General features: G+C 37.2%; 18 protein-coding genes. 1 reads left to right on the plus strand and 17 read right to left on the minus strand.

What is annotated here, in order from left to right; genetic code table 11:
- Nucleotides 1–170 precede the first annotated feature (170 nt).
- The 4 genes from IGK81_RS11290 to fdrA all read right to left on the minus strand — a co-directional run bounded on the left by IGK81_RS11290 (nt 171) and on the right by fdrA (nt 6,723).
- Nucleotides 171–1,382, minus strand: coding sequence for a dicarboxylate/amino acid:cation symporter (locus tag IGK81_RS11290; RefSeq protein WP_034700415.1), 1,212 nt, complete (start codon nt 1,380–1,382; stop codon nt 171–173).
- Nucleotides 1,383–1,630: 248 nt separating this feature from the next.
- Nucleotides 1,631–2,875, minus strand: coding sequence for an MFS transporter (locus IGK81_RS11295; RefSeq protein WP_034700416.1), 1,245 nt, complete (start codon nt 2,873–2,875; stop codon nt 1,631–1,633).
- A gap of 10 nt (nt 2,876–2,885) precedes the next feature.
- The gene (locus tag IGK81_RS11300) at nt 2,886–3,719 is read right to left on the minus strand and encodes a DUF2877 domain-containing protein (RefSeq protein ID WP_034700417.1); all 834 of its coding nucleotides are present in this window, start codon (nt 3,717–3,719) and stop codon (nt 2,886–2,888) included.
- Nucleotides 3,712–6,723, minus strand: a complete 3,012-nt coding sequence (fdrA, locus tag IGK81_RS11305; RefSeq protein WP_034700419.1) for a DUF1116 domain-containing protein — start codon at nt 6,721–6,723, stop codon at nt 3,712–3,714. Before fdrA ends, IGK81_RS11300 begins: the two co-directional genes overlap by 8 nt.
- 120 nt (nt 6,724–6,843) lie before the next feature.
- On the opposite strand from fdrA, the gene IGK81_RS11310 reads away from it, so the two are divergent.
- Nucleotides 6,844–8,427 (plus strand): PucR family transcriptional regulator, encoded by a 1,584-nt coding sequence (locus IGK81_RS11310; protein WP_010720926.1) that lies wholly within the window; start codon nt 6,844–6,846, stop codon nt 8,425–8,427.
- Between the two features lie 166 nt (nt 8,428–8,593).
- Here the strand turns inward: IGK81_RS11310 and IGK81_RS11315 are convergent, their stop codons facing one another.
- The 13 genes from IGK81_RS11315 to IGK81_RS11375 form a co-directional block, all read right to left on the minus strand.
- The gene (locus IGK81_RS11315) at nt 8,594–9,646 is read right to left on the minus strand and encodes a PTS sugar transporter subunit IIC (protein WP_010720927.1); all 1,053 of its coding nucleotides are present in this window, start codon (nt 9,644–9,646) and stop codon (nt 8,594–8,596) included.
- Between the two features lie 13 nt (nt 9,647–9,659).
- Nucleotides 9,660–10,598: a 2-dehydropantoate 2-reductase gene (locus tag IGK81_RS11320; protein WP_034700421.1), complete on the minus strand. Its 939-nt coding sequence runs from the start codon at nt 10,596–10,598 to the stop codon at nt 9,660–9,662.
- A 334-nt stretch (nt 10,599–10,932) separates the two neighbouring features.
- Nucleotides 10,933–12,831: a BglG family transcription antiterminator gene (locus IGK81_RS11325; protein WP_034700423.1), complete on the minus strand. Its 1,899-nt coding sequence runs from the start codon at nt 12,829–12,831 to the stop codon at nt 10,933–10,935.
- A gap of 114 nt (nt 12,832–12,945) precedes the next feature.
- Entirely contained in the window at nt 12,946–14,391 is a 1,446-nt protein-coding gene (locus tag IGK81_RS11330) for a glycoside hydrolase family 1 protein (RefSeq protein WP_034700425.1), read from the minus strand.
- 10 nt (nt 14,392–14,401) lie between these two features.
- The gene (locus IGK81_RS11335) at nt 14,402–14,749 is read right to left on the minus strand and encodes a PTS lactose/cellobiose transporter subunit IIA (RefSeq protein ID WP_010720932.1); all 348 of its coding nucleotides are present in this window, start codon (nt 14,747–14,749) and stop codon (nt 14,402–14,404) included.
- Nucleotides 14,750–14,763: 14 nt separating this feature from the next.
- On the minus strand, nt 14,764–16,047 hold the full coding sequence (locus IGK81_RS11340) for a PTS sugar transporter subunit IIC (protein ID WP_211213180.1): 1,284 nt from the start codon (nt 16,045–16,047) through the stop codon (nt 14,764–14,766).
- Between the two features lie 6 nt (nt 16,048–16,053).
- A complete protein-coding gene (locus tag IGK81_RS11345; protein ID WP_196763502.1) occupies nt 16,054–16,371 on the minus strand; it encodes a PTS sugar transporter subunit IIB in 318 nt (105 codons plus the stop codon).
- Nucleotides 16,372–16,731: 360 nt separating this feature from the next.
- Entirely contained in the window at nt 16,732–17,475 is a 744-nt protein-coding gene (locus IGK81_RS11350) for a hypothetical protein (protein WP_034700427.1), read from the minus strand.
- A 733-nt stretch (nt 17,476–18,208) separates the two neighbouring features.
- On the minus strand, nt 18,209–19,027 hold the full coding sequence (locus tag IGK81_RS11355) for a toll/interleukin-1 receptor domain-containing protein (protein ID WP_051641781.1): 819 nt from the start codon (nt 19,025–19,027) through the stop codon (nt 18,209–18,211).
- Nucleotides 19,028–19,415: 388 nt separating this feature from the next.
- On the minus strand, nt 19,416–21,056 hold the full coding sequence (locus IGK81_RS11360; protein ID WP_034700429.1) for a membrane protein: 1,641 nt from the start codon (nt 21,054–21,056) through the stop codon (nt 19,416–19,418).
- 307 nt (nt 21,057–21,363) lie between these two features.
- Entirely contained in the window at nt 21,364–22,059 is a 696-nt protein-coding gene (locus IGK81_RS11365; protein WP_034700431.1) for a DUF4767 domain-containing protein, read from the minus strand.
- A gap of 568 nt (nt 22,060–22,627) precedes the next feature.
- Nucleotides 22,628–24,274, minus strand: coding sequence for a membrane protein (locus tag IGK81_RS11370; protein WP_034700432.1), 1,647 nt, complete (start codon nt 24,272–24,274; stop codon nt 22,628–22,630).
- A gap of 879 nt (nt 24,275–25,153) precedes the next feature.
- The gene (locus IGK81_RS11375; RefSeq protein ID WP_034700434.1) at nt 25,154–26,002 is read right to left on the minus strand and encodes an LEM-3-like GIY-YIG domain-containing protein; all 849 of its coding nucleotides are present in this window, start codon (nt 26,000–26,002) and stop codon (nt 25,154–25,156) included.
- Nucleotides 26,003–26,056: the final 54 nt, after the last annotated feature.

Raw genomic sequence — 26,056 nt, forward strand, 5'->3', positions numbered from 1 at the left:
TGAAAACGAAGAATCAGTAGTCTAGTTTTCATTGGTGGGAATAAACAGAAAAAGTGAGGTTTCAATCCTTTGGCGGATGTTAGACAAGTATGCCCTACCTCCTACTGACAATAATAAAAACATCCTTTGAGAATAAGCACCTCTCAAAGGATGTTTTTTTGTAATCGTTCTTACCCTTCATTAAAAATCTCATGATTGATTTCATTGACAGATTTAGCAACCAAGATTGCTGAATAGACATCTGAATGAACATTTAAGATCGTACGCAACATACCAACCAGCCATTCAACTCCTCCAAAAATTGCAATGCTTTCAATGGGTAAACCCATTTGTGGAACGATGATTGCTAATGATACAAGTCCAGCACCCGGTACCACAGCATTTGCCAACGAAACAAAGGTAGCGACAACTGCTAAATAAATCAACTTCGTTAAATCAAAATCTACTTGGTACATTTGAGCGATCGTCATTACCGTCACAGTCATGTGTAGTGCTGAACCATTACTATTTAATGACATCCCTAAAGGTAACACCAGATGAGTGATTCGTTTGCTTAATCCAAGTTTGTATTGTGCTTCTTCTAGTTCCACAGGCAAAGTGATCGCTGAAGAAGTGGTTGCTAAAGCCACTAGCGACATGTTTTTCATGTTACGAATGACTCGTAATGGGTTTAAATGGCAAAAAAGAGTAATGATCAACAGCCAAAAACCTAAAAACAAGATCGTGCCGACACTATAAACCAGTAAATACTTCAACAACGGTACAATCACTTGGATCCCTAGTTGACTAATACTTGACGTGACCAGTGCAAAAATCCCGATTGGAGCCAAGCGCATCACATAATTGATTACTGTAATAATTACTTCGTTAAAATCAATCACCAGTTGGAAAAGCTGTGATTCAGGGTGCTTTTGTAAATAATGATTTAACGCCAAGCCAAAAAATAGCGCAAAAACAATGAGCTGGATGATCGTCCCTTGTGCGAGTGACTCAAAAATATTTTTGGGTACAAAATTGATGAACGTTTCTTGAAGTGAAATCTCTTGGACTTGAATTGTTTCGTGTGATTCTCTTAAGCTGATACCTTGTCCCGGATGAAAGAAAACAGCAATTACTATCCCCCAAGCAGCTGCTAAAAAGGAAGAAACTGCAAATGCAGCCATGGTCCTTGCTCCAATGCTTGTTAATTCTTTGAGCTGAATACCTCCGAGTGCTTGAATGATCTGTCCTAAAATCAATAAGGGGATTACCATCTGCATCAGTCTTAAAAAGATTTCACCGATTGGTTTCAATACAACGTTACTTTCAGGAAAAATAATCCCCACAATGATCCCAATGAATAAAGCTAGACTAATTTGCGTGATCATGGATAATTTTTTCATCGTCTTCTACCTCATTTGTCGAATCACTGGCATTAAAGAACTCTCCTAGTAGCTCATTTCTCATTTACCTACTATCTATATCGTGTAATGAACTACAAATTCTCCTATTTATCTAAGAACAACCGATTCTTGATGTGACTTATCCTAAGAGCTACTTTAGAGCTATTTTAGAGCTACTGTCCCATCTGCGTTGAAAACACAAATGAGTATTTTTCAACCACGACAGACTTAGCTCAACTTCTCCCTTTTTATGATTCACTAGGTAACGTTTCTTCTTTTGCTAAAAATGCAAAGAGAAACAAACCAATGGCTAACAATACACAGGATAAGTAAAAGCCAACTTGCATTGATCCTGAAGTATCTGCTAGATACCCCGTTACATAAGGTGCTAGAATCGAGCCAGACATCCCGATGAAGTTGTATGCACTAAGGGACGTTCCTAATGCCGATTTAGGTGCATGCTTCGTTACGAAAGTTACCATAATAGGATCTAAGGCTAATTTGCCAGTCAATCCATACAAGATCAAGACCGAGATCAACAACGTTCGATTGGTGACAAAAGCAATCGCAAAGACTGAAAGAATTGCCAAAGGAACCAAAAGAAAAACTAATTTTTTTGTAGCACCGGTTTTATCATTGATCCGTGCAAAAAGGAGCGCTCCAGGAATCGATGCCCAAGGTACCAAAGAAGAAATAAAACCAACACTTGCTCCAGTAAAACCACGCTCAGCGATTAAAAACTGTGGTAACCAAGTAAGAATCACAAAATTGGCATAAATACTGGTAAAACAGAGAATGAACGCAGCCACTAAATTACGATTGCTAAAAATTTGTTTTAATGAAATTTTCTCTTTAGGACCTGTTTCTTCTTCTGGTTCTTCTCCTGGACGAATCACTTTTTCTTTTAAGACTGTATAGAACAAAAGCCCCACAATCAACGTGGGTAATGCCATAATAAAGAACGGTTTACTCCAAGATTCACCATTTTCTAATACTAATTTACTGGATAACAGATAACCCCCAGAAGTACCAAAAGCCATGCCGCTATTAATAATGGCATTTCCAATCGTTCGTTTACTTTTGGGGATTGCTTCAGTAGATAACGCAAATTGTGGTCCATAGTAAGCCCCTTGTCCAATTCCTGCGATCGCTCGAATAGTTAAAAACAATACGAAAGTAGTCGCTAAACCACTAAAATAAGTAGCTACAGCTAACAAAAGAAACCCAACCGTAATAATCAATTTTCGACCGATCTTGTCACCGATTATCCCAAAAGGAATCTGTGCGATCGCATAAGTTAAGAAAAAAATACTATTTGCTAAACCTAGTTGAGTATTACTCAGACCAAACTGCTCACCAACCACTCCCATGATCGGATTGAAAATGGTTCGTGTTGCATACATGAGAATCCAACCGATGAAAAAAATAGCGACTACTTTGATCCAGTAGCTATTTCCTACCCTGACTGCTTGCTGTTGTTTGCTATTCTCCATGTCTCTTCCCTCACTTTTCGTTTTCTATTCCTTGTAAAGCTAATAACAGCCCAAAACATAAATCTTTGCCCGATGTGTGACCAATAGCCATCAATTTTGCGATCAATTGATCTAGTTTTCCATAGTCCGTTTGGGAAAGTGCGAAAATTAGTTGATAAAAGAAAGAATTGCTATAACCTTTCATAGAACTAATGATATAGGCCTTACTGACATCAGTTGTAGCTAATTCAGTCAGCTCAAGGGAACGCATCAAAGCGTCTCCTCGAGCATCTGAACAAATTGTCAACATGAGCAGGTAGGCGATTAAAATGTCATCACCACTTGGCGTTAATCCTTGTCCTCTTCCAATTAAATAGTGAATCAACTCCTGCCATTCTTCCGAACGCCAGTAATGATTTTTTTGACTCATTTTCTCAAAAAAATGACGAGTTCGATTATCAAGCGGAAGACCGATTTTATTTGTTAGGTGTTGTTCTTCTAACCTTGTTTTCAAGGTTACCTGTTGCGCTTTCGTCAACGTTAATTGGGGAAGATCCAAGGAAACGATCGTAGAGGGGCTCAAATGAATTTTTTTGACGCCTGCTCGACTATAAATCAGCAATTCCTCTTCACTGAATCTTACTTGATTTCCTTGTTGGATAAATGGTAACAACTCCTGAAATAGAGAGTGAGGTAAATTAATACCAAAGCTAGAAAGATAATCATAGTAATCCGCTAGATTGATCAACTGTCCGCCAATCTCAATATTAAATGACCGATTAAAGACACTGTGGATTTTCCCGATTTTCCCAAACTGATGCAATGGAATCAAATAATCACTGATTTTACAATTTTCTCTAGTCAATGATAATCCCTAGTTTCTCAGCATAGGCTTCTAACGCTTTTTCAAAACAAGCAAGTGGGGCTCTAACTGTTCCTGCACCAATTTGACCGACTCCTGGATTTTTATGAGCGATTCCAGTATTGATGACAGGAGTGATTCCTGTTTCTACCACTTTTCGGATATCAATTCCTAAACAAGTCCCTTGAAAATCCCAAGTTGGAATAGAAAAAGTAGCATTATGGGTGGCGCAGATCTTAGCCATTTCATTAGAAGTGGCAAGTGCATCCGCAAACCCTCCAGCACCGACAAATCGTGTCACGCCAGGAGCTGCAACCATCGCCATTCCGCCAACCCCGACCGTTTCCGTGATGGCACTGTCACCAATATCAGGATTCCCGTCTGCTTCACTGAAACCTGTAAAGTACAGTCCTTTAGGGGTATTTACCGGTGCTTTATGCCATGTATCTCCTGTTTCCGCGATTCGGATACCAAAGTCAACCCCATTACGTGTCATGGTGGTTACAATTGTCCCTTTACTGCCTTGCCGTGCACCATCAACCATGGCTTTCCCTGTTGCCATCATGATATTCAAGAAAAATTGATCCGTGTCCGCCAAGAACTTGATGACTTCGTATTTTTGTTTTTCTGCAATAGTCGTTTGGATAATCAATGGTGCCAGCTCTTTCAAAAAGTTCAACGAGGCAGCAATATTGCGTTGATGAAATTCATCCCCCATCGTGATAGAACGTGCAATCAACACATTTAGATTCAACCCATTGTCGGTCAGCGCCAGCGCTTCAGCAATTGTTGGTCCTAATACCTCTTTGATCCAATCAAGGCGATCCACTACTTCTTGCGAATAGGCACCGAAACGAAGTACTTTGCCGATTCCTTCATTCAAAATACAAAATGCTCGATTTCCTGCTAATCGATTTTCTACAACAAAAACCGGCATATTACCAGAAGTGATTCCTCCCATCGGTCCAACAGCTTGTACATGATGACAAGGTATGAAGCGGACTTCATTCGCCTCAAATAATTTTTTGGCTTCTTCTTCGTCTTCTGCCCAACGTTCAAAGAGTGCTGCTCCAAGACAAGCTCCTTTCATCGGACCGGTCATTCCTTCCCAAGTAATGGGCGGTCCAGCGTGGAGTAACGTTTTCTTTGCTGGCTCATTTAACTCTGGAATCACTGATTTTGCTGGTACTACATCAATCAAGAATGGTTGCGCATTTTTGATTTTTTCTGTTACTTGTTGATTTTCTTCTTCTATTTTTTCGTTGTATTCTTCTAAGCTATCCAAAAGTTTGATCATTTTTTGATTACCACTTGCTCTTGGTCGCCAATTAAATTGAACGGTTTGTCCACCATAAGCAAGGATCGATTCAGTAAAACTTGGCAGACCAACGTTTATGATTCTTGGTTTTGTCGTCAGTAATTCCATGACACGTTCACTCGGTTGAGGAACTTCTACCGTTCTCCCAGTATAAGGAAGTAGTTCTTTATCTACTTCAGATAACGTGACACCCTTTAATAGGAGAGCTAACTGAACAGCTTTGGCATTGCTTTCAGTCACAAATACTCCTGCCTCTTGCAACCGATCTACAGCTGATTGACGATCTTGCGGATCATTGGCCGTGCCACAAACTGTCGCCACAAAATAAAGCAATCGCCCTGCTTTTTCAGCCTGCATTTGTGCTTCTTGGATCGCTGGTAGTAGCGCACCAACCATGTCTTCATGCGCTCCGTAGCCCAAAACGACATCAAGTAAGATAACGCCCGTATCTTGTGCCGAAGCATATTCCTGAATCTTTTGAATCCGCACTTCGGGATCGATCATTGGATGAGGTTTTCCTTGAGTATAGCGATCATCGCCTAAGTCAATCACTTCATACCCTTGCGATTTTAAAACATAGCCTTCCGTTTTCACTAAGCCACCAAGATCCAACGCTTCAGAGATCAGCATTCCTGCCTCTGCAGCTAAAGTTCCACCAGAATATAATCCTTTGACCACTTTTTCTTGTGGTAAAACTGGCACATCGGGTTTTTCTATTGATTGAAAGTAGTTTTTCTTGATTACTTGCTCATTTGCTAAATCAACAGCGATTTGAGCAGTTTCTTCTAAGGTATGGGCTAAATAAACTTTTCCTTCATGGTTTGTTGGCTTTTCCCCTAGGAAAATCGCAACAACCGGTTTTGTGATGCTCTGTAATAATTGTACGACTTCATCGCGCACAGCTTTTGCAGGTGGCTTGGAAATGACACAGATCACATCGGTAGGTTCATGATGTTCCAAAGCAATAATGGCATCTTTAACGGTAGTTGCTCCGACTTTGTCACTGAGATCTCGCCCACCTGTACCGATGGCATGGACCACGCCGCCACCTAGTCGATCAATGATCGTCGTCACTTCTTGGATGCCGGTGCCAGATGCGCCTACGACTCCAATATTTCCAGGTGCGACCACATTGGTAAAAGCAATTGGAATGCCAGAAAGAATCCCCGTACCACAATCTGGTCCCATCATTAATAACCCTTTTTGATGCGCTAGTTTTTTCAAACGTACTTCATCTTCAATCGCAATATTATCTGTAAAAGAAAAAACGTGTAAATTATTTTTCAACGCACGTTCCATTTCTGCTGCCCCATATTCTCCTGGAATACTGAACAAAGCAACATTTGCCCCTGGTAAAAGATCCAATGCTTCTTGCCAAGAAGTCACTGTTTGGTTATCTTTCGTAGTACTTTTTGCAGACAAATCAGCTAAAAACGTGTCGACTAGCGGTAGTACTTGATCCATTATTTTTGGGTCTTCACTTGAAACCACGATCATCAGATCATTTGGAGAGGCAGTTTTTGCTTCATCTGTTAACAAATTGGTATTATTTAAAATATCTTTATTCGCATCTGTTCCCATCATGATTTGACTCATGACCACTTGTTCAAGTGAGTTGATTTTGTTTGTTAAAAGCATCAGATTGATTGAATCTTGGTAATTATTTTTTAAAATGACTGTGTTTAACATCCTTCTCCTCCTCTTTCTTTTGACACTATTATTGTAGGACATTAAGAAAGTGTTTTCATCGGACGTATTTCTAAAAAAATGCTATAATTTTTATCCATAAAGGGGAAAAAGGAGGAAACGATGAAACTAAAAGAGCTTTTGACACTAGGTGAATTAAAAAAAGGCGAGATCCTAACGAAAGACATCGGTTTAGACAATGAAGTAACAACAGCGATGATCTTAGAAGCGATCGATATTGAGAATTGGAGTAAAAAAAATCAATTGATTCTCACTTCTTTTTACGCTTTAAATGATTTAACGGAAGCAGAGTTAGAAGATTTTTTTGTTAAAATGTGCCAAATCGAAATCAGTGGGTTGATTTTAAAGACAGACCGTTTTATCAAAACGATTCCTGACCGATTTATCCATCTATGTTTCAAGTACCGTATTCCTTTGATCAAGATTAAGCAAGAGGTCAGTTATGAAAAAATCCTTTTGACGATTTATGAACCTTTGTTAAATACCCAGTCCCATATACTCCGAACGTATTATGAAGTTCGTCAACGTTTCAACCAATTAGAACGCCAGTCTTCCTCTATTGAAACGATTATGGAGGAATTTTATCGAATTATAAAATTACCCTTTTCATTAAAATTGATCGACAAAGGAATCGAAATCAGCGATGGGAAGATTCCTCGAGATGCAATTGTTTTAGCACGAGAAACTTTGCGCAACACTGATTTCACCAAAAATGATTATTCCTTGTTAACACTATATGCCCATACCAACCCTCAAAAACACTATGCGCTTGAAGTAGCGATTTTCAATAATTATTCAGCAAACTGTTTACTTTTAGTCTATCTTCCAGATGATGTCGTCAAAGAAACTGATTTAGTGATTATCGAAAATGCAATTGATGCCCTCCAAGAAAAATTCAATACCGAAAGTCTCTTAAAAAAAGAACGTTACACCCGGTTGAACAATTTAGCAGATGCCATTTTACAAAATACGCCTAAAAATCCTGATGAATTAAATAGTTTACTTCATGAAGTCCATATGTTGTCAAAAGATTCTTATCAAACTATTGTATTTCCGACAAAAGATACCCAAACACAATTAATGAAAACCCGGATCATTTCACTACTGCGAACCTTAAAGAAAGAAGCAATCTTCTTTGATCAGCATCACTATTCGGCTGTCTTATATAATTTCGATCAGGCGGATGGACCGATCACAAAAGCTTATTTGCAACGGGTCGTCCAAGACTTTCTCTTAGAAAATCCCTACTTAACTTTTGCGATCAGTAGCTTGAAACCCAAACAAGGAATCAAAGAACTATTATTTGAATGTCTTGATATTCTGAATTTCAATCGAGATTTTTACAATGGTCCGATTGTGACATTAGCAGACATCGGTATCTTCAAACATTTTATTCAAGAAGAACAACTTCAATCCATCGAAGAAAGTCTTCCTCAAAACTTAGTGGCACTCGCTCAAACAAACTTTGATCTCTTTGAAACCTTTTACTGTTTTTTACAAAATAATCGTAACTATAAACAAACTGCTGAAAAAATGTTTCTCCATTCTAAAACTATTCGCTATCGTTTGCATAAAGTAGAGCAATTGCTCGCCATTGATTTTAACAACGCTTTTCAGATGGCCAACTATGAAATCGGAGCTTATGTAATCAAAATGAGACAGCGCGCACTGGAAAAGAAAGAATAGTTGATCAATGAAAATCTGGTTGGTCTTAGAAAAATATCACTTACTAAAAAAGCCTGAACTTTTAATCTCCTTTAAAAAAAAGGAATTAAAAATTCAAGCTTTTTTTATTGAGATGATTTGTCTCACTACCAAAGGAGCAGACTCAGCCAAAAAATCAGCCGTTTCACTAGCCTAAGAATTCAAACACATCTGCTCGATCATATAGTTTCAATACTTTCTCACATAAAAACTGAGTGAACAATGCTGCCGCAACTGGGACGACTAACCAGCTCAAAACAACAAGAGCCGGATTTAGACCTGCATCTAAAGAAGCTAAAGGACCAACTAAGCCAACGATCCCAAAACCAGCCGAGGCAGGGGTTCCTGAAATAGACAACAAAGCAACTGGAATAGCTGTAATCACTGCACTGATCAGACAAGGAACGAGAATAACCGGTCTGCGAAACAGATTAGGCATCATCATCTTCATCGCTCCTAACGTAATGGCGATCGTCACTCCTGATTTATTGACTTTCCACGAGTTCACGATCAAAACGAAAGTCGTTGCTGCGACACCCATTGCTGCCGCTCCTGCTGAAACACCATCTAGTTGGATTGCCACTCCGATTGCTACGGTGGAAATCGGTGAAATGATCAAGAAGGCAAAAGAACAGCCAATCAAGATCGACATCAGTAAAGGTTGTAGTGTCGTGAAATTATTGATAACCGTTCCGATGGCTGAGGTAATATCTGCCACATAAGGATAGAGATAAAACCCGATCACCCCTGCGCCTACACCAACAACGATCGGAGTCAACACAATCGCTACCGAACCAAACCGTTCACCAATCAGATAAATCAACCCAACTGCGATAGAAGCAGTGATCATCGTATTGATGATATCGCCTGTACCAGCACCAACATACACACCTGTTTCACCAAGCTCAGGAGTAAACTTCACCACCCCTGACCCGACAAATGCGGCACCAGCCACCACCATCATCTTCATCGGTGCAAAACCAAATTGCAAAGCAATCAATCCACCGATAATCAACGGTGTCGCTAATTGGAAGATAACCGCCATTTGGGCAACAGCCATCGCAAAAGAAGAACCACTAAAGTATCTTAAAATCGCCCCTAATACTGCGTTAGGAATCAATCCGATGATAATCCCCGTTGCTGTACCAGCTAGTACTTTGTTCAGAAAAATCTTTGGTGACATGCTTTGTGTCTGTTCCATCAATTATCCCCCTTTATTTTACCTGCAAGCTATCTTCTTTCGCATGGATCAATTCTGTTAAGAAGTCACAATAAGGTGTTGCAATACCATATTTCTTCCCTTTTCTTGAAACCGCACCGTTGATGTAGTCGATTTCCGTCAAGCGGTGATTCTTGATCAAATCTTGATACATGGATGGATAATGTAATCCGATCGTTTCTGGATCGAAACAAGATTCACAATGAGCGATCACTTCTGGGATATCTAAGTGGATATTTTCAGCTTCTGCCACTGCCGCAAATTCACGAACAATCGTTTCCACCATCTTATGCGCAGTCGAAGTTTGACCTAACCCTGCCATGTTCACATCCAAAATCGTGCATAACCCATTCATCGTGCCATTCACACAAGCTTTACGGTAAATGGAATAATGGATGTTATCAGAGAATTTCGCATGTAAGCCTGATTCTGATAATTTTTCAGCTAGTGCTTTCGCTTGTTCTTCTTTGCCTTCTCCAAGATTTTGCAGCTCAATTGAACCACTTCCAAACAGTTTGACTTTTCCAGGTCCTTCTAAGCCCGCCGTCCACATGGTGTTACCAATATAAATGTTTGCCATTGGAACAAATTTTTCAATGATATCTTCATGTCCGATACCATTCAATAAGCATAATACTTCCGTTTCTTCTTTGATCAATGGACGGATATCTGTTAGCATTTTTTCTAATTGCATCGCTTTAGTAAATAAGATGATCAAATCTACCTGATCTTCTTCGCCTACTTCTGATTGAAGAACGACTGGTAACTTCTCAACTACTTCTTTGCCATTGAAATCTGCTTTTAACCCATGCTCTTTGATTTGTTGGACATGATCTGCCCAGCCGTCGATCAATAGTACTTCGTTTCCACCTTGATGTAACATCAGACCGAAACGACTTCCCATCGCTCCAGCTCCTGCAATTGCAATTTTCATGTTTTATTCCTCCCTTTTGCCTTACATTATACCTATCTAAGATTTATTACACAATTTTATTCTATAGCTTAGCCTTCTTTTTACACTACTTTACGTGAAATCAGCTTGCCTAAGAGAAAAATGGGCAATCCTAAACTTCTCCGTTCAATTGGAAGTTAGCAGAAAGATGTTTCAAATTACTTCCTTCCATCACTGCAAGCACAAAAAAAAGTAACCGAACATCAATAGAAAGCTTTCGGCTACTTTGGCAATGATCGATTAGCAGTGATCCCTAAGACAAAAGCAAGCGTTCCTCTCATACAAGAATAAAACCAACGCCCTCAACATTCACGGATCATTCTTCCGTTTCGACCAACATTTTCATTTTTAAGATGAATTCTGTAAAATTTTCTGCACCCGCTAACAATCGCACATTGATCGGATCAGAAACGATTTCGATAAACATTTCAAAAAAATCATTAAATTCTTTGGCTTCATCTTGTGAAATGGCAACTAAAGCTACGATTTGAACAGGATATTCGTCCCATTTGAGGGTTTCTTGCAAGGTCATAATCGAAAGGGCACTTTTTTTCGCCTGTTGTTCCAGCGAGTGGGGTACTGCGATACCTGATGGGAAACTGGTCGATGACATCGCTTCTCGTTTTTCCATCCTCTGGGAAAATTCTTCCTCCACATACCCTGTCACTAACAATCGATCAAACAATTTTTCTCGAATCATTTTAGGTGTCTGATCGGTCGGATCAAATTGATTAAAATAGAGATCTTCAATAATAAACCGATCAATCAAATGAAACATCTGTTTTCGCCAATTACTTTTTCGCTTGGCAGTCACCCGTTTTTGGATCTTTGCAAAATCTTTACGTGTCAAAATAGGATGGACATATACTGCGCCATTGATTTCAGTCACTCTGTCACGATCAGAAGAGACATAAACGTCATTTTCTTGTACGCTTACCTCATGATGATCAACCGCCACGATCTCCACATCTTCCCCTAGCATACTACGAATATTTTGAACGTTTGTTTCTTCAAAATCATGGTAATTGTTGTGATCAACTAGCACTCGCAGCTTCGGTCTTTTTTCTTTTTTGCTTTCTAAGTAAGCCCCGATGTGTAAAGCGATAAAAGAAATCTCATCCTCATTAAACCAAATCGCTAATTTTTCCTGTACCAACATCGACAAGTAAACCGCAATGTCATACGTTAACGGATAGGCTGTTTTAATATCTAAAAGGCTGCTATTCCGGGTGAACCGTTCATATTGAGAGCGATCATAAAGATTTTGCAGATGGATAGCTAATTTATTGAAAAAAGCTTCATCTTGTAAATCAATCAAATAGGTTTCTTTGACTTTCTCTAAAACTTCATTTAGTGTTTCGATCACTCGAGCTTCAACAATTTTGGACAAGGATAGCTCTTTGCGATTCGTAAGATATTCATTTTGTAATCCAATAAAAAGTAAGGATAACTGCTTGACTTCAGCATCAGAAAAATGAATGTGATAAGTATTTGAAAGAAGTTCAGTAATCTCCACACACAATTGAAATTCCGTTGCATCATTTCTTAATGGAAAGTCCTTCACACTTTTCAAATCATTTCCTTGGCGGATCCGTTCAATACTAATCGCAAAATGAAGCACAATATTGTTCATCGAATAGCGATTGATTTTGATTTTGTGTGAAGCTAAGACATCATGGATGGTTTGCTCTAGATCAATAAGCGAAAGCGTACCAATCATATCTTGGACATGGTACTTTAGTTTTTCCTGGTAATCGCCTTCCTCATACAATAGCGAAATCATGTAACGCCTTTTATCACTTTCTGATCCTTCTAAATAAATTTGATTGGCTTTGATCGTTAATTTCAATTGTTTGTTTTGAATCTCGTTACGTAAAAGCTGGATGTCATTTTTTAACGTTGACTCAGAGAGAAACATCGTGTCTGCCAAATCATAGAGATCAATGCCATGATTGCTTTTTAACAACGTCAAAAACAACTGTGATTGCCGGTCATTCGTTGTTTGGATCACTTGCTTATCCTGGGTAGGTTGTTTGATCCGATACCCTTGATTACTAGAAATAATTTGTTGCTCTGTCTCATTGATCTTTGTGATTTGATTACGAATGGTTCGAGTCGTACAGTTACAAAATGTTGCTAGTTCCGTCGCAGTGACCCAATGCTGCTGTTGTTTTGCAAGATACGCGATAATCTCTCTTTGCCTTTTCGTTGCCACTTTCTATCTCCCCCACACATGTGTTGCTATCCATTGATTTGCCACACTATCTCAAAAAAAGGTGGATACGAAGATCCATGTCTCGCATCACACCTATTCTTTAAACTGGCGACTTTACAAATTTTCTCCATTCGATTCAATCACATTTTTGTACCAGTAAAAACTATCTTTTTTGATCCGATCACCACTACCTTTTCCTTCATTATCCAGATCCACATAGATAAATCCATAACGTTTTTCCATTTGAGCAGATGAACAGCTGATAATGTCAATCGGCCCCCATGCACAATAAGCAATCACATTGACTCCATCATACATCGCACGTTTCATTTCTTCAATGTGACTAGCCAGATAATCGATCCGATAATCATCATGAATCTTGCCGTTTTCCAACTGGTCATACATTCCAAAGCCATTTTCTGCAATAATAATCGCTTTACCATAACGATCCCAATATTGCGAAAGTGAATGATACAACCCTTTAGGATCCACTGCCCACCCCCATGGATTCGCTTTCAAGTTCGGGTTAGGTGTCACCGATGCAGGGTTCAAATCGTTTTTCTTGGAGTCGACCATTTGCGAATAATAATAAGAAATAGCCAGATAATCCATCGTATTCGCTTGTAAAATGGCTTTGTCTTCTTCAGTGATCTCGAGATGGATATTATTTTCAGCAAAATAATTCAACGCATACTGAGGATATTCCCCTCGAAATTGCACATCTGTATAGAAATACTCCATCCGATTACGACGTAAAGCCAAAATAATATCATCTGGATCGCAAGAAAATGGATAGGCGGTGCAATCTGCAACCATCGTTCCGATTTGCATTTCAGGGTTGAGCTTTTTCCCATATTCATAGATTTTAGCACTGGCAACGAACTGATTATGGATCGCTTGATAACTAGCTTCTTCGTAATGATCCACCGTATCATAAGGTATAGCAGTTGAATTGAATGGTTCAAATTGGATCAAGTTGATCTGATTGATGACGATCCAGTACTTCACTTTATCTTTGTAACGATCTAAAATTGTTTTTCCATATTTTACAAATAGATCGATCACTTTCCGATTATGCCAACCACCGTAGTTTAAAGTAATGTCTACTGGTGTTTCATAATGAAGCATCGTAATAATCGGCTCCATCCCTAACTCATGGATTTTATCAATCAATGCATCATAATAAGCCAAACCCGCTTCATTCGGTTCCGTTTCATCGCCCGTAGGAAAAATCCTCGACCAATCAATCGACGTCCGAAATGTTTTAAAGCCCATCTCTGCTAATAGCGCTAAATCTTCAGGATAGGTATGATAAAAATCGATCCCATGGCGTTTAGGATAATAGCCTTGTTCATCTGTCATATTCGCCTTCAACTGAGCCAAAGACATTCCTTTATGTTGCTCTTCCGCAATTTCTGCATTTGTTTTATCCGCATGGAAAACATGTAAATCAGCGAGGCTGATGCCCTTACCATCAACTTGATACGCCCCTTCTGCTTGGTTGGCAGCAATCGCCCCTCCCCAAAGAAAATCTTTTGGCATTTTGTATTCTTTAAACATGGAATACCTCCTATTTAGTTAATTTTTTTGAAAAGTTCCGAAACAACCGCACCATATGTTCACCAATCAATATCTCACTTTGTGCTGTCATCAACGTATCTTGCGCATGACAGAACAACGTAGAATAGCGGATCTGCTCTCCTGAAGCTTCCATTTGTAACGTGTCTGTTTGCAAGCCGTGAGCAATCACCACTTCTTTATGTGCCGATTGAATCAATTCTTCTGCTTCATCGAACGCCATTTCCTCCAGTGCATTCAGACCTTTTACCAGTAATTCACGAGCATTACCTGCATGGATCAAAATATTCATCGATAATTCGTTTAGGCTATCTGTTTCTTCCACAAACTGTTGTGACATACTACTACCTCCAATTATTGAGCCGTTGAAGCTTGCATTGCTTTTGCTTGCGCCGCTTCTTGTTCTTCAGCAATTTTTTCTTGTTTTAATAATGAACTATCATATGCTTTAAAAAATGGTAAGAAGATAAACCATGTGATAACAAAGATCAACAGACAGACGATGACCGCACGGAAATCTTGAGTGGCTAAATAAGATGTAAATGGATATGGCATGTACCACAACAAGAATGATTGACTAGGAATATTCACGAAGCCCATATTCATCACCACATAAGAAATCGTTGGTACGATCAGTGCGTTGATCCACATAGGAATCATCAAGTAAGGATTAAAAGCAATCGGTGCCCCAAAAACCAATGGTTCATTAATATTAAAGATCGAAGGGATAAAGACCGCTTTACCAATCGCTTTTAATTGTGCTGATTTACTTAACAGCAACATCATCACAGACAAGGCCAAGGTAGTCCCCACACCACCCATTGATGAAAAAGCATAACAAGTTTCTTGAGTAGCAATGTTCATTGCTTGTCCACCATTTGCAACAGCCTCAGCATTAGCAGCTAATCCAGCCATATATACAGGATAGATAGCCGGCATCATCACCCAACCTGAAATACCGAACGTATATAAAAAGACTGGGATAAAAACGGATAAGACAAAACCTGGGTAAGATTGCACGATTTTTGCCAATGGACTGAATGCCCAAACGACCACTTCAAAGAAATCAACATTCATTTGTACCGTGATAAACCAACCAACGATCAAGATAAACGTAATCGGCAATAAACTATTAAACCACCCCACCACGAAATCAGGGATCGGTGTATCTTCATCGAAAAATGATCTTTTAGCAGCAAAATTCATTACACAGGCAACAAAAAGGCCCGAAATAATCGCAAGAAACATGCCTGTAGCGCCAAACCGAGAAAGAATAAACGTAGCATTTCCTTCAGCAGATACTGTGGGAAATAGTAACATCATGAATAACACTAATCCGGTAGCACCTGAAATCAGCTTTTGACCGCTGTTTCCCTTTTTTTCCATGAGATAATAAGGAATCAAAAAAGAAACAATCAAACCAAACATCCCAAAAGAAAAATTACTAATCATTGAAAAATCAGGTAAACCTGCAAAAATATTTTTCAGCAGAGAAACCACTGTAACTAAAGAACCAACAAAAACTAACGGCAAAGCCGCCATGATCGAATCTTGGATCGCCGAGACCCAAGGATTCTTGACAATTTTATTTACTTTTGGCGCAAATTTGTTCGTCATGAAGTCCATAATTTTATTCATCATTCGTTAGCCCTCCATACTTAAAATCAGATCTAGTGCCTTATCTCCATTTAAAGTGCCATAGGTTGCTTGTGGAATGACTGCTACTTTCACGTTCTTTCCTTCAATTTGTGCTTTGAGATCTGCCAACATATAAGACAAATGCGGACCAATCAACAGATAATTGATCTCATTGATCCGTTCATCCAATTGCGACTCACTAGCCGCTTTCACAGTTACCTCTTCCCCTCTTTTTTTCGCTGCTTTTCGAATAGCAGCCGCCATAAATCCACTAGAAGCACCAGAACCACAAATCAACAAAATATTTTTTGCCATCTTTACCATCTCCCCTTTTTTTCTTACACGTTTAGTGTAGCTACCAAGGTATGCGCTTTCAAACTTACTTTTTTCCTAGGTAGCGGAAATTAATTAACGTGAGGTTCTCTTTTAGCTATTATAGGGTATACTCCTCTTAGTTACTCCACCAGTTCTGTTGAAAAACGAATCCTGATAGTTAGGCTCATATCATCAGCTGGCTAACATTCCTGTGAATATCCCCGTACTTCACTAAAAAAGAAAAACATTCCCACAAAAAAAGAGAGCCGACCAGATTCATTCTGATCACGGCTCCCCCTCTATGCCATTTTTTGATTTATGCTTTGTTACCAACAACCTTGGTTTCAACCAATCATTCCTACCGTTACCTTAACCCAATGAAATCGGTTGAATATAATCTACCTGCCATTTTTGTTCTTTGTCTGAATAATTGAAATACCAGATCTGAGAAAAATATTGTCGCTGATGCTTGTACCCTGATAAGAGCAGGTTATTTTTTCGATCAATCGTATAATCATAGCAACTAAAATCAATTCGGATCGAGAAACTGTCTTCCTCTATTTGACGATAGTTCCCCAACTGTTGCAGTACGATTTTCTTAGTATGATTTTTAATACCCTCTTCTTGGTTCTTTTGTAAGACCTGTTGATGTTCCAAAAATAATTTTTTCGTATAATAGCGCGAGGCTTTTTCCATTTTTTCATGTTCCCAAGCGTTTTGAATCACAAAGAAGCTGGTTTCGATCTCTGAAAGCAATCTTTTCTTCGCTTTCTTTTTCCCCGGCATACGAGAAAATAGCTCTCTGGTCACACTGTGCTGTTCTTTCTTCCTTTTAAATAAAGCAAACGCCGCAAAACCACCAACAGACGCCCCCATTAATACATAGTCCTCTACGTCACCGTATGAACTCGATCGATAATACCCTCGTGATCGTCCGATAATTGGCCGATCGTCATAAAAATGATGTCCGACCGAACTACCACTAAAACTTCCGCCAGATCCACCGCTTCTCGTTGAGCCACCACCATGTCCACCTGCTACTGCAAAACCCTGTACTGGCAAAGCAAATAAAAAGAACAGACACAACAAACAAGCCAAATAATGTTTCTTCATGTTCCCCCACCCCATTCATCTTCTGTTAGCAACAATCTAACGCTGAAATCCCTCATTGCTACACTAGCTCAAACGGCAATTTCAGAAGCTATGTTATCAGTCCATTTATTCCATACGTTACTTTACAATAAATTGACTAGCAATAACTTAGTTATGAAAAAAAATTAATAAACGAACAAATGAATGTTGAATCTGGGGTTCTGCTTGTTAAGTGTTAATCAATGCATTAAAAGCAAGACTGCTAGATAATGATCTATTCAAATTCTGTATTAACCATTGACTGGGTGAAAAAGAATGCTTATAAGCGTAGGATCTCTGTCGAATCTGAAAGATTGCCTTATCCAATAATCATTGATGAAACAAATTAAAAAAAACTGGATTTCTCTCTAAAAATATCAAACCATTTTTTCATTAAAGAATATTCAATTTTATGAATATGATTAACGACTTATATGTCATTTATGAGACTGATAGGCACTGGCAACTGTGAAGAAATAACTAACAGTTAAATGGACGTCTCACCTGTTGTCACTTGATAGCTTTTTAAAATTTATAAAAAATGAACAGAAAGCGACTCCTTTTCTGTTCACTAATATGCGTTATTCTTATTTAATACGGTTGGATAGCCAAACCAATTTATTCATTAATATTCTAATAAATAAAAGTCATTCTTGTATTTTCTATTACACATATATTCTACAAAATAGCATAAAATTTCCTAATATAGCTTATACTAATCAATAATCTCAAGTGTTTCTCTATAAGCATATATATTTCTATAATTTTTTAACTCTTGAAAACTTTTGCACTCTGTAAAATCCTTCACTTTAAATGCTATCCTATCTCCCACTTTCATTGATTCTGCTTCAGGAAAATAGTTCGTGTTTAATTGTAACCAGTGATTTTCACCTTCTTTAAAAACTTCTCCTGTAGGAATTAAATTTTCAATTTTAGCGAAAACATATCCTTTGTTCTCCGTTATTTCACTAATTCTTGATTTCCATACTTTATCTCTGGGGATTAAATCTCTTAAATTCTTACAACATATCTCCGCATTATAAGCCAGTTCTGTCTCATTAAATGATAAAAAGCTATCCCTTAGAATATTTCTTACAAAATCTGTTAAACCCTTTTGACAACGGTCATCTCCAGTTAAAAATATCCCTTTGTCTTTACTATTTATACAACAGCTTAAATAGCTATAATGCTTTAAATCAAAATCAGGTAAAAATAATTGTGTGTACTGATTTTGATTGAGCCAAATAGCTCCCATTTCATTTAAACAAGCAGTACTTTCGAAATAGTCATCAGAAAGTAAAAAAACTGCATGTTTTTTTACTTTTATAGTTTTTTCGAGATAGTCAAAAATGTTATTGCCAACTGGTATTTCATTCATTTTATGAGAAGAATACAATAACATATCATTAGGAACTCCACAGCTTACCAATAGGTCTCGGATGAGATCACCATAATTTTTATTTTTAGAACTATGACTTAATAAGACAGTCGGATTACTTAGAGAAATAGTTTTCCCTTTAAATATTTCAAACATCATATTTTCTCCTTCTTTATATACTTAAACAATAAACATCCTTCGCTAAAATCGGATTTCCAACAGCTAAATTGTTTATTTTTATCAATAAACAAAAAGCTACGTATATACTTTTTCCACGTATTTATATAATGCAACCCACTATAAAAATACTAGAAAAATACTATTAAATAACTTTAAACTCATAAAAAGTTCTTTTGCCATCATAATCGTTCAACTTTATTCTAAAAATTAATCACTCGATGTTGTCTATTTTTTCTACTGTCATTCATCATGAACTAAATAAGAATAAAAAAACACCTAGTGATCTCACTAGATGTTTCGGTGTCCCGTCTTTTACAAATAAAAACGAATCTTTCAGTTTTTTGTCCTAGTACGAATATTTATGTTACGCAATTTTTTTCGAAACGAAACATTTGCCGATCAAGAAACGAATAAAAACAAAAAGATAGCTTACTAGACTGACAATAAAAGCAAGAATCATTGTAAAGGGATACTTAGAAGAAACTTCAATTACCGTTGTTCCTGCTTTTCCTTCAAATGTTGCTAATCCTTCATTGTTTTCAATCTTGGTATTTTGCCCATTCACTTTTGCTGTAGTTCCCCAGTAATCAAACACGGGTAACGTGATTTTTTTATCTTTAGCACCTTTGACTGTATAGACTATTTTGGAATCAGAAGCTTTATATGTTGCTGTTTGCCATTTATTGTCTACTCTTATTTCATGCTTTTGCACATGCTCCTTATATTTCATGGCTTCTAGTGGTGCATAGTCAAAGACCCCTCCAACACCTACAGTGATGTAACTACCTAGAGTGTCTTTATTCACCTCTAAATGGTCACCTAGTGTTGGCACTTTGTGATTATAATTGGCTTTAGTGGCTGCCGAAACAACAAACATGAAACAAACAATTGCTGCGATACTAAGTATTCTTTTTTTCTGACCAAATATCATCCTATTAAAAACAATGGATAAAATTAATGAGCCAAAAAGTACCTGAAACCCTAATATCCGCCAAGGAAATTGAAGCAATCGAACGGGTGTATTTTGCAATAGTGCCCATGGGACCAGCTTAGTTGATAATAACCAAGTAGCTACTGCAATCAGGTAAATCACTTTTTCCTTGCTCGTTAGCTTTTTAAAATACACAAGCGGAAGAATCAAGGAAACAATTCCGATAATTCCGATTGTAAAGGAGGCCAAATCATTATTCATGGCCCCAATCAAACTATCAGATACATTGATCGCTTGATTTTGCAGATCTGTTTTTCCTGGCTGATTGATGGATTGATACATGGTTTGCTTGAACATAGGATACCAAAAATAGGCTGTTAAAAGAATCGTCATTCCCACAGCTTTTGACATCTCCAACACCAAGCGAATGGTTTCTTCCTTATTTAGTTTATTCACAATCAGTTTGCCTATGATCATCATTCCAATGAAAAACGCACACATGAAAGTAGAGAGAACATGCGTATAAACAAGCAAACTCATACTGATTGCTAACGGGATCGCAGCCGTTGCTTTCTCATAGATCATTTTGTAAGCATAATACAAAACTACAGGCATAATCGTAAGTGCAATCGCTTCTGCAATCGCTGAACGATGGTAGATATCAATCGTTCGATAACTATAGAATGTATACAGACAGCTAAATAAAAAGGCAGCATCTACTCGCTTTAAAAATTTTTGACCATAATAAAACATCAATAGGATGGTACAAACATTCAACACCCATACGTATAAAATATAACTTACGATCAAATTATTGGTAATCCAATAAAAAATTACCGTTGGAAAAAGGGTCAAGTAGGGGTAAAAATAGTTCACACCGCTGCCATAACTATTAAAAGTCGTAAAATTGATTGGTCCTGAGAATATAGAGGATAATCCTTTAATTCTGGAAAGATGAAATGCGATATCTCCTGTCGTAGAAATCGTTTGTGCATGCCTAAAATAATTCACAGAATAAAGACCCGCAATAAGTATTAATATAACAAATAAGAGCAATTTTTTCTTTGTTTTCATTAGTAACTCCTTTCAAAAAATCATAATAAGTATAACGTAATTATTGGAATTTTTCATAAATTTTTCTGTTTTATTTAGCAAATTATCCTTTCAGAAACAAAAAAAAGACTGAGACATCCATCTCACTCTTTACTCTGGAAACAAATAAATGGTGTTCAAGCATCAGCTCCTTGAAATAAGTCTAAATTTTTCAAAAACACGAGAAACTGTTTCTAAAAATTTTTTCTTATTATTATCGGAGCTAACCGATGCTTTCACAACCTCTTTTCCAAGAAATTTTCTTTCTAAGTTTGGAAGGACGTCTCCTCTAGCTATTCACAATCCGCTCGAAACCGTTCTTCAATTCATTATTCTCAGTTTCTTTGAAATACAAATAATTGTTTGGGTTTCCTTGATTTTGCTGAGTCACCATTACCTTAGGTTGATTTTGTTGGAAACCAAAGAAATACAAATGAGCTCCAGACGGTTTTGGATGATCGATATCAGAGTAGATCGCCACTAATTCAAATCCCGCTTGTCCTCTGCCATTTTCTGACCATTCTACGGTAACCGGTGTTTGATCAATCACCATAGACCATTGCCCATCAAAAATGTATTGTGGTACTTGCAATCCATAATAATTAGCATTCACATGATCATTGTAGCTTCTATACTGTTGTCCCATTTCCTGACCCCAAGTTGACATAAACGTAGCTAATTCAGTCGCTTTACTCGCATCCCAGCTATTTTTTTCTACTGGCTGACTACTTGGTGTCGTAGACTCAGCCGTTGTAGTTTGAGTTGACTCTGATGTACTCTTCGCCGTGGACTCTGTTTTTACCTTTGTTTCTGATGAGCTGGATGATTCAGTCTTATCAGATTCTTTCGTCGTTGTTGAACCTGTCTTACTTGTTTTTATAACAATAGTGTCTGTCGATTTACTTGAAGCATCTTTTGCCTGATCCGTTCCACAACCAGCTAGCACAAACAACAACCCCACAGCCAACAATATCCCCTTTTTCATTAATAAAACTCCTCCTTGATTGTTTCACTCATTCTAACAAACCAAACTTGAGATTATGCCGAAAATTTGAAAAATTATTTCTAACCAATCCCTCATCTGCAAACTAGAAAATTGGTTTAACCGTTACGAAATCAGAATCAGATACTCAAAAAAAGGTTTATGTAGGTTTCTAAGGATTAGTTCGCCATAGAAAATACTGATCAACTATAAAGAGACACGGAAAAATGCAATCCCTCATTTATCAATTATGACTAGTATCAAATACATCTAACTCTTTGTTCAGATATTCTCCGTAATTGCTGTAAATATACAAAACTTAAACCATTAGGCACAAGAGAAACAGCTAAAACAAATAGACTGATACAATTAACAAAAAAATCCTCAACGCCCGCCTTGTTTCTAGCGGTATCGTTGAGGAATACGTTCATTGGTTGCTATTTCAAAAATGGCTGAAAATGGTGTCTCTAATAGACAACTTATTCACCCATAAAATAAAAGGCAACTCTATAAATTTTCTTTATTCAATTTCACGTTTGTTCTGCACTGCCATTCATTTTAGATCCCTTCATCAGAGGACCATTTTACTTTTTACTAAATTTTTTCTTCTCAGCAAATATCGAATAAAGATAAATAAAAAAGTTCCAACGCTTGTTAGTAATGCAAGAATCATCGTTGGCGGATAGGTAGAGGAAACCTCAATCGTAGTCGTTCCTTCTTTTCCTTTAACCGCTACTAACCCGTCATCATTTTCTATGCTAGTCGTTTGACCATTTACTTTCGCAACGGTTCCCCAATAATCAAACACAGGTAACGTGATTTTTTGCCCTTGCGCATCTTCCACTGTATAAATGATTTTTGAATCATACGCTTTATGAGAACTACTTTTCCATTCATTCCCAACTTTTACTTCATGTTTTTTCAACTGTTTTTTGTATTTCAGTGCATCAGACGGTGCATAATCATAAAGTCCCCCTGTCCCTGAAGTCGTGTAATGCTTAATCTCTTTTTTTGTCATAATCAGACGACCGTTATAGGATTGGATTTTTTGCGTATAATTTATTTTCGTTACTACTGTTAGTGTCAAAAGCAGGAGGACGATTCCGCCAATCCGCCATATACTTTTTTTCTGATCTGGTCTGCATTTCAAAAAGACCATCACCAAGATCAATGATCCGAAAAGCACTTGAAACCCTAAGATTCTCCAAGGAAATTGAATCAATTGGATAGGTGTATTTTGGAAAAGAAACCATGGAAAAACATTCGTCGATAAAAACCACGTAGCTACTGCACAAAAATAAATGACTCTTTCTCTTCGTTCAAATCTTTTCAAAAAGAAAAGCGGGAGGACTAATGACACGACACCAATCGTTCCCATTGTAAATGTCGTCAAATCATTAGTCATCGCACCAAACAAACTTTCAAAAATGTTCACTCCCCGCTCCTGAAGGTTTGTGCGGAAAGGACGATTGATGCTTTGATGCAGGACTTGCTGCAGCATTGGGTACCAAACATACGCTGTTAAGAGAATCGTCCAGCCGACAGCTTTTGCCATTCCAACAAACAAGTCCAAAACATTTTCTTTCTTTTTTCGTTTAGCCAAAAGTGAACCGATAAACAAAAGCCCAATAACTATTACGCTCATAAACGTAAAAAGAGCATGCGTATAAATAAGCAAACTCATACTAACAGCTAAAGGAATCACACAATTCTTCTTTTCAAAAAGAAGTCTATACGTGTAGTAGAGGACTACTGGCATAATCGTCAGAGCAATTGATTCTGAAATCGCTGAACGTTGGTAAATATCGATCATTCGATACCCGTAAAAAGTATAGAAACAACTAAATAAAAATGCCGCATCTACACGTTTAAAAAATTTCCGTCCGTAATAGAAGGTGATGAGGATGGTACACACATTCAGTACCCAAACATATAACATATAACTTAAGATCAAATTATGGGTAATCCAGTAAAAGATCACAGCTGGAAATAGGGTTAGATAAGGATAAAAAAAGTTGACCCCACCACCATAACTATTGAATGTAGTAAAATTGATCGGACCCGAAAATACAGAAGCCAATCCTTTGATCCTGGAAAAATGAAAAGCAATATCTCCTGTCGTTGCGATCTTTTCTGTATTATTAAAAAAGATAAAGGAATAAGTGCTTGCAATAGCTATTAGCAGAACAAACAAAATGATTTTTCGATTGAATCTCATAACAATTTTTATTTCTCCTTTCATACGTCACTCTATTTGAAATGACTCAGTGATTATTCATTGGGTGAATCACTCTCATTTTTATCATTTCATATTAAAAGAGCTTGCTAGTTATGTTTATGACATACTTATTTTTCTTAACTAACATGAAATACACTATACCTAATCAGCAAGAAAATATTTTTTCTATTCTCTCACTCATTCATTATTTTTTTCATCTTTTGAATAATGAAAAGGTGTGATTATTTTCAACATATGAGTTAGTTCCCTCAAAATCCATTATTAAATCCTAAGCTATCCATTGACGAATAGATGGTTTCATTGATCCCTTCTCCCTTCTAAACGACTGACAGATTTCAATTTATAACGTATGTGATTTTATCAAAAAATAACTAGTTTTGTCATTTAATAACCTATAACATAGACATGAAAAGGCTTCATCGAGTTGATGATTCAAAATATCGTTATTTTTATTTAAAGATTTATTTGTAACCTCAAGCTTATCCCTAACTCTAAAGCGCTGTTTAAGCAGTAGCCCCTTGAAATAAGCCGAAACCAACAAAAAATAGATACCTATCTCTAGACATCCATTGATAGACTTTATCGTGCCAAATTTCATTAAGTAACGTACTTTCTTTCAAAAAAACGTAAAAAACATTTATTAAGATGTTGAAATATGAGTAAAAAACGGATTTATAATCATACAAATTTTTTTTGATTTTTGTGTACCTTAAAATCAAAAAATGGGACAATAATCAGATTTTTTCTGACTATTGTCCCACTCTCTTCATGGATATAATATATATTTAAATTTATATTTATTTCAGGTAACTACTACTACCAAAAATACCATTGGAAATAATTATAATAATCATTGTTCTAATTGTTAATATATGCAATTGCACTCCCACTACCAAATTTGATATCTGGTAAAGATCGTTTATATAAATTAAGTTCTCGCAAAGTATCTTCTCTATTCGATAATGCCTGAAACGCATAGCGTGTTCGACCATTTTCAAATTTCTTCGATTCAGAATATTGAGAAGAAACTTTATATGCTGCAACAACCGCATTATCTGCTCCTGTATTAACAGCTATAACATAGCGAATCCGATGTATCTTATCACGACCGATTACCCAGTTACCTAGCGTACGGGATTTTAAATTATTATCATCACGAAATCTGTCATCGATTGGATATCCTTGTGACTCATCTTTAGAAAGATTGAACGCATCTCTTACTTTTACTGCTAGAATCAACTCATTCGTCGCTATTTCATTTATAGACATCGGTTGAAACCCATATCGGTCTTCGATTTCTTCAACTGACATCGCCTTAGATCCATGTCCTTTTACTAAATTCGTTAACGAAAGTCCTTGGATCAATTGAGCATAATTGATCAATGCATTTTCGCTTGCATAAGCTTCACTCTCCGTTAAGCCATAGCTAAGTATATAGCTCGATATTTTCAATTTCATCCCATTTATTTCTTGAATTGTTTTTATTTTTAATGTTCTAACTGTCTCATTTTCTTCAAGTAAATCTGATTTTCTTAGCATATTCAGTGCCGCTTGACGATGGGCAAAAATACGATTTCCTTTTCCTTTCCCAATATAAAAAGTCTGGTTGTTTCTAGGATCAACCAAACAATAGACATAGTAAGGATGTTTCTCGTCTTTTTGCAACTCGGCTAGAGTAGACGCAGAAAAATGGTTAAGTTCACTCACTTGTTATTCACCTATTTTTTCTATTTTTTTCTGTCAATAAAACCTAAAAATCTC

Source organism: Enterococcus sp. DIV0703 (assembly GCF_051711065.1).
Lineage (GTDB): Bacteria > Bacillota > Bacilli > Lactobacillales > Enterococcaceae > Enterococcus_B > Enterococcus_B hirae.